This window comes from Terrisporobacter sp., assembly GCF_017888745.1.
Taxonomy (GTDB): Bacteria; Bacillota; Clostridia; order Peptostreptococcales; family Peptostreptococcaceae; genus Terrisporobacter.
In genome coordinates this window covers 1-6200 of the sequence record NZ_JAGHFM010000174.1, presented here as the reverse complement: position 1 = coordinate 6200, position 6200 = coordinate 1, and the positions used below count along the sequence as shown (strand labels likewise).

Sequence of the window (6200 nt, the reverse complement as noted above, 5' to 3'; positions counted from 1 at the left end):
GATCACACGATAATCAATTAACATCTAATGAGATAGATATTATAAAAAACTTATTATTAAGTAATAATCTACCTCCTAAAAAATATCCTGTATATAAATTTATAGATGAAGTATATGGAAATATAAGAGTATTTAATGAATTTTATAATAAAACCATAGAAATATTATCTAGGCTAGAAAATTTATGTGATGAATATTACGAAGAAAATAAAAAAATAGAAAGAGCTTTTTGCTAGCATAAAAACTATGATAAAATTATAGATTAAAGGGTGTCCCAAAAACGGGACACCCTTTTTAATATACTGAGCGATTATACATTATAAATAAATATAACTAAATATATTATTAAAATTTAATATTTCAATAGTTAACCTCACTTTTCTAAATAAGTCCTTTTTAGAAGGGTTATTAGTTTTAGAATGAAATATATTGACATTCAAACTATTTCAATATAAAATAAAAATCAAGTAAAATACTTCATAGGGGGACTTATATGAAAAATAAAAAGAAAATAGTTATATCTGTTATTACTATATTAATAATACTAACAATTGGTGGTTTAGGATTTGTAGGAAATTACTTCTTTAACTATGCTTTAGTTAGACAAGAAGGAATACTTACAGCAGCTAATGTGGATCCCAATGCACCTCAATCAGAAGAATTAGAGATTGAAAGAATTAATAAAGAAAAATCTAAAAAAGAAGTTGATAAATGGTTAAAAGTAGTTAAAACAGATGAAACTACTATACAGTCAGAAGATGGATTAAAATTATGGGGGAAGACCTATTTACAAGATGAAAAAACTGATAAATGGGTAATAATAGCTCATGGATATACTTCAAGTCATAAAGATGTTCAACCAATAGCACTTAATTTCTTCAAGCAAGGATATAATGTTTTAACACCAGATATGAGAGCTCACGGAAATAGTGAAGGAAAATATATCGGTATGGGATGGTTAGATAGAAAAGACATGTTAAAATGGATAGACTATATAGTTGGTTTAGATAAAAACTCACAAATTGCTTTATATGGAGAGTCTATGGGAGGAGCAACAGTGATGATGACTTCTGGAGAAAAACTGCCTACAAATGTTAAGGCCATAGTAGAAGATTGTGGATATACTTCTGTTCAAGACATGTTTGAAGCGCAGTTAAATGAAAGATTTGGACTAAAACCATTCCCTGTTTTAAATGCAGCAGAAGTAGTTACTAATATTAGAGCTAAGTATAACTTCAAAGAGGCTTCAGCTTTAGAACAAGTTAAAAAATCAAAAACTCCAATGTTATTCACTCATGGAGGAAATGACACATATGTACCAACAGAAATGATTTATGAATTATATGAAGCAGCTAATGTGGAAAAAGATATGCTTATTATAGATGGAGCAGCTCACGGAGCAGCTCCTGATGTGGACCCAGATACTTATTATGAAAAAGTGTTTGGTTTCTTAGATAAATTTATAAAGTAGTGTAATTATATTTATAACAATCTATCTAAATTTAGAAAAAAATAAAAAAATTATCAAAAAAATATTGAATTTACTCATATTTTAAGTTAATATGTATTTAACAGGAATAAATTTATGTTAAGATAATAAGTACAAAATTTAATAGGCAAACCTAGGGAAATCTAGGGACGCAAAGCTATAGGGGTTAAGGGTTATTATAAACTATGCCAGCCAGTTGCCGAAGAGTTAGTAAACTTTTTGTTATCATTGTTGATAGAAAAACTATGCCCTCTTTGAGGGCATTTTTAATTTCTAAGAAAATATATTTTATCTAGTTTGTGGATAGAATGAAATTTTTTATTGTACAAATATTGTATTTATTTTCTACATAGGAGAATATTATCTATAAATTAATCTCAATGTATTTTAAAATAAAAAGTGGCATAATAAAAAGGCTATACCTATACAAAACTTATTAGTAACTTAAATCATTTTTTCTGTTTTAAATTTTTTATATAAAATTGGAGGAGTTAAAATGAAAAAAATTGCAACATCATTAGTAGTTTCAAGCATAGTTCTTACAAGTTCTACAGCATCATTTGCAGCTACAATACCACAAAGTGTAATAGGAGCAGTTAAAAACACAACATCATTAGAAAGACAAATTACTTCTAATGCTACACTTACTGCAGATCAATCATCTGTTAAATATTCTAAATTTTTAGAAAATGGTGGAGGAGAGTTATGGGTTAAATTAACACTTAATGGTTCAGAATTTAACACTAATGACCCATACAAAATTAAAGAATCTATATCTCAAAACTACGATATAAAAACAACTTTAGCAGTAGGTAATGATGGAAAATCAATAGAGTTTGGTGTTTACGAGCCAAATGCTAATATAGAATATTTAGAAAGTTGGGATATAACTATAGATTCATCTGTATTAACATCTGATAGTGATGTACAAGTAAAAATTCCAGTAGTTAATGATATTATATATACTTCTACACCAAAGGTTAAAGTTGATAAAACTAGTATAACACTTGATGAACTTAAAAACGGATTTGATATAACATTAGAAACTACAAACGGAGCCATGTTTAATACTAGATGTAGCGGAGGATTTATACGTCAAAGTATTATGAGAACATCTAACATAGATATATTCCCTATAGCTTATTGCGATGGAATAGAATCAACAAAAGTGAAGCTTCATATAAGAGCTCTAAATGGTGTACCTTCTTATAAAGATGAATTAGTGTTTAGAATAGAAGGAAATGCTTCTAATTCAACAGTACCATTAATAGTAAACTTACCAATAGTAAGATAATAATATAAATACAGGTACATATGTATTTTAGAAATATAAGATTTATAGCTGTGCTAGTAGTTTTAAATCTTAAGCCTAATTTCAAATGTCCCTTCATTAATAAAAAAAGGATATGTTATAGAAACATATTCTTTTTTTATTTAATATAGTAATATGCTAAATAATTTACATTCTGCGTATAAGCAGATAAGTTAGATATTTATATATATAAAGTGTGGCTTATAATTTATAGCAGATTCCCATATTACCTAGAAGTAGATTTATTATGAGTAATGTTAGATGGAAGTAATAGATAATAATAGAGAAATATTTAAATAAAACAGAAAAGATAAGATATTTTTATTCTTGTCTTTGCTGTTTTTTTTAATTAAGCAAAGATTTATTCCATATAAGAATAAATCCTTTACAACTAAGAATTGAAGATAGAAACACTAGTATATAAAATTAATATATAAAAATAAAACATAAATTCAAAATAGAAGCTTAATATAAAAAGGATTTAAAATGATAAATATAGATAAAAAATTAGGGAGAATAAACTTAAACTTAAAAGCAATGTATGTGGGAGAAGATTTACTTATAGTTTTATCAGGAGGAGATAGACCTCATATTGGTGGACTAAGTTATGGTGGATTAGAAGACAAATCAAATACTATTTCATTTAAGAACCATAAAGACCATATATTAAGTGATTTATTATCAAAAGAAATAAGTAAAATTTTTAAAGGGAATTTTCTAATTTGTAGCGGAGTACATTTAGATAATATAACTAAAGAAGAAATTAATCAAGTAAAGAAGTTAAGTGAAGAAATATTAGAAGAAATGATATTTATTATGAGGGAGAATAAGAAATGGATTTAGTAATAGGTTCAACAGGAGCAACGGGAATAATATATACAGTAAGAATTTTAGAAAAATTAAAAGATATAGAAAATGTTAATACTCATCTAATCATTAGTGATTGGGCAGCTGCCAACTTAAGTATAGAGACACCTTATGACATAGATTATTTAAGAAGAATTGCGACTTATACATACGATTATCGTGATTTAAGTGCCAAGGTAGCAAGTGGTTCATTCTTAGTAGATGGAATGATAATACTTCCTTGTAGCATGAAGACTCTAAGTGCAATAAGTAATGGTTATAGTGATAATTTAATAGCTAGAGCAGCAGATGTTACTTTAAAAGAAGGAAGAAAATTAGTTATATGTCCTAGAGAGACTCCACTAAGTCCTATTCATTTAGAAAATATGCTAAAGCTTTCAAGGCTAGGAGTAAGTATAATGCCACCAATGCCAGGATTTTATTCTAATCCAAAAACTTTAGATGATATAATTGACCATCATGTAATGAGAGTATTAGACCAATTTAGAATAAATATTTGTAATGAAAAAAGATGGGGAGGGATAAACAATGAAAATAGATAGAAAAGATGTAAATGTTTATGATATAAGATGTGCTTTAGATTTTTTAAAAAATGAAGTAAATGAGTTAGTTTATACAGACACAGAAGTGGACCCACACGGAGAAATTGCTGGTATATATAGACATGTAGGAGCTGGAGGAACTGTAAAAAGACCTACAAAACTAGGGCCAGCTATGATATTTAATAATGTTAAAAATCATGGTGATAGCAAAGTCCTAATAGGCTTATTTTCAAGTAGAGAAAGAGTGGCAAAATTACTTGGGTGCAAGCCTAATCAATTAGGATTTTTACTTAATGAAGCAGTAAAAGATGCTATATCACCAATTACTATAGAAAATAAAGATGCAAAATGCCAAGAAGTAGTACATTATGCAACTGATGAAGATTTTGATATAAGAAAAATATTGCCTGCACCAACAAATACTTTAGAAGATGCAGGACCATATATTACTTTAGGAATGTGTTACGCATGTGACCCTGATACTGGTGAAGGAGATGTGACAATACATCGTTTGTGCTTACAATCAAAAGATGAAATATCAATGTTTTTCACACCAGGAGTAAGACATTTAGATGCTTTTAGAAAAAAAGCTGAAGAGTTAAATAAACCACTTCCTATATCTATAAGTATAGGAGTAGACCCAGCTATACCAATAGCATCTTGTTTTGAACCACCTACTACACCACTTGGATTCAATGAAATATCTATAGCAGGTGGTATAAGAAGAAAACCAGTGGAAATGGTACAATGTTTAACTGTAAATGAAAAAGCAATAGCAAACGCTGAGTATGTAATAGAAGGCGAATTGATACCTAATGTGAGAGTAAGGGAAGATATGAATACTAATACAGGTAAAGCGATGCCAGAGTTCCCAGGATATACAGGAGAGGCGAATCCGTCGCTTCCTTTAATAAAAGTTAAAGCAATAACTCATAGAAAAAGTCCTATAATGCAAACTTGCATAGGACCGAGTGAAGAGCATGTAAATTTAGCTGGTATACCAACAGAAGCAAGCATAATAGAAATGATAGAAAAATCTATGCCAGGTAGATTAGTAAATGTATATTCTCATTCTGCTGGTGGTGGAAAATACATGGCTGTCATACAATTTAAAAAATTAATGCCAAGTGATGAAGGCCGTCAAAGACAAGCTGCACTTATTGCATTTACAGCATTTCCAGAGCTAAAACATGTTATTTTAGTAGATGAAGATGTGGATCCATTTGATAGTAATGACGTACTTTGGGCATTAAATACTAGATATCAAGGAGATGTGGATACTATATTTATACCAGGAGTAAGATGTCATCCACTGGATCCATCACAAAACCCAGAATATAATCCTCAAATAAAAGATAGAGGAATTACTTGTAAGACAATTTATGATTGTACAGTTCCATATCATTTAAAAGACAAGTTCAAAAGATCTAAGTTTATGGATGTTGATATGAACACTTATGAAATAAAATCATTTGAATAAGTTTTATGATGTAGAATTAGTTATATAAATAATATAAATGCAATCCTCACTATAATAATGTAAATATAAAATAGCCTAATTAAAAAGAAGAGTGATAAAAAATATTTTATTACTCTTCTTTTGTTGATTCTATAATAAAATTTTTAAATAAATTTTCATTCTCAGATAATAATTTATCTTTTCTATATACTAAAGATAAATTATTTGTAACAGGCTGTTTTAATAAATTTATGGAGATTTTATCATTATTAAAACAGCTGACTGTTTTTCTCATAAGCATAGTTATTCCGAAGTTTTCTTCAACGAGTCCTAAAATTGTCTCAATTTTATTTACTGAATAGACTACATTTGGTGCAAATCCATGTCTATTACATTGAGATATACAAAAACTATCCATTCCAGAGGGAGAACTTAAAAATATAAAATTTTCTTCACTAGCATCTTTAAGATTTACATATTTTTTATTTGAGAAATTATGTTTTTTAGAAGTTATAAGGACTAATTCATCAT

7 protein-coding genes and 1 riboswitch are annotated in these 6200 nt (G+C 28.2%); of the genes, 6 read left to right on the top strand and 1 reads right to left on the bottom strand.

What is annotated here, in order from left to right; translation table 11 throughout:
* The 6 genes from J7G74_RS08565 to J7G74_RS08540 all read left to right on the top strand — a co-directional run.
* Nucleotides 1-236: hypothetical protein (locus J7G74_RS08565; RefSeq protein ID WP_297134138.1), on the top strand; the 236-nt coding region annotated here is incomplete at its 5' end.
* A 257-nt stretch (nucleotides 237-493) separates the two neighbouring features.
* Nucleotides 494-1471 (top strand): alpha/beta hydrolase, encoded by a 978-nt coding sequence (locus J7G74_RS08560; protein WP_297134137.1) that lies wholly within the window; start codon nucleotides 494-496, stop codon nucleotides 1469-1471.
* A gap of 134 nt (nucleotides 1472-1605) precedes the next feature.
* Nucleotides 1606-1693: riboswitch (cyclic di-GMP riboswitch) on the top strand.
* A gap of 292 nt (nucleotides 1694-1985) precedes the next feature.
* On the top strand, nucleotides 1986-2783 hold the full coding sequence (locus tag J7G74_RS08555; protein WP_297134134.1) for a hypothetical protein: 798 nt from the start codon (nucleotides 1986-1988) through the stop codon (nucleotides 2781-2783).
* Between the two features lie 504 nt (nucleotides 2784-3287).
* On the top strand, nucleotides 3288-3644 hold the full coding sequence (locus J7G74_RS08550) for a prenylated flavin chaperone LpdD (RefSeq protein ID WP_297134131.1): 357 nt from the start codon (nucleotides 3288-3290) through the stop codon (nucleotides 3642-3644).
* Nucleotides 3635-4210: a UbiX family flavin prenyltransferase gene (locus J7G74_RS08545; RefSeq protein ID WP_297134130.1), complete on the top strand. Its 576-nt coding sequence runs from the start codon at nucleotides 3635-3637 to the stop codon at nucleotides 4208-4210. Before J7G74_RS08550 ends, J7G74_RS08545 begins: the two co-directional genes overlap by 10 nt.
* Nucleotides 4197-5690, top strand: a complete 1494-nt coding sequence (locus tag J7G74_RS08540) for a UbiD family decarboxylase (RefSeq protein ID WP_297134128.1) — start codon at nucleotides 4197-4199, stop codon at nucleotides 5688-5690. Before J7G74_RS08545 ends, J7G74_RS08540 begins: the two co-directional genes overlap by 14 nt.
* Nucleotides 5691-5799: 109 nt before the next feature.
* Here the strand turns inward: J7G74_RS08540 and J7G74_RS08535 are convergent.
* On the bottom strand, nucleotides 5800-6200 hold a 401-nt coding region (locus J7G74_RS08535; protein ID WP_297134125.1), incomplete at its 5' end, for a LysR family transcriptional regulator substrate-binding protein.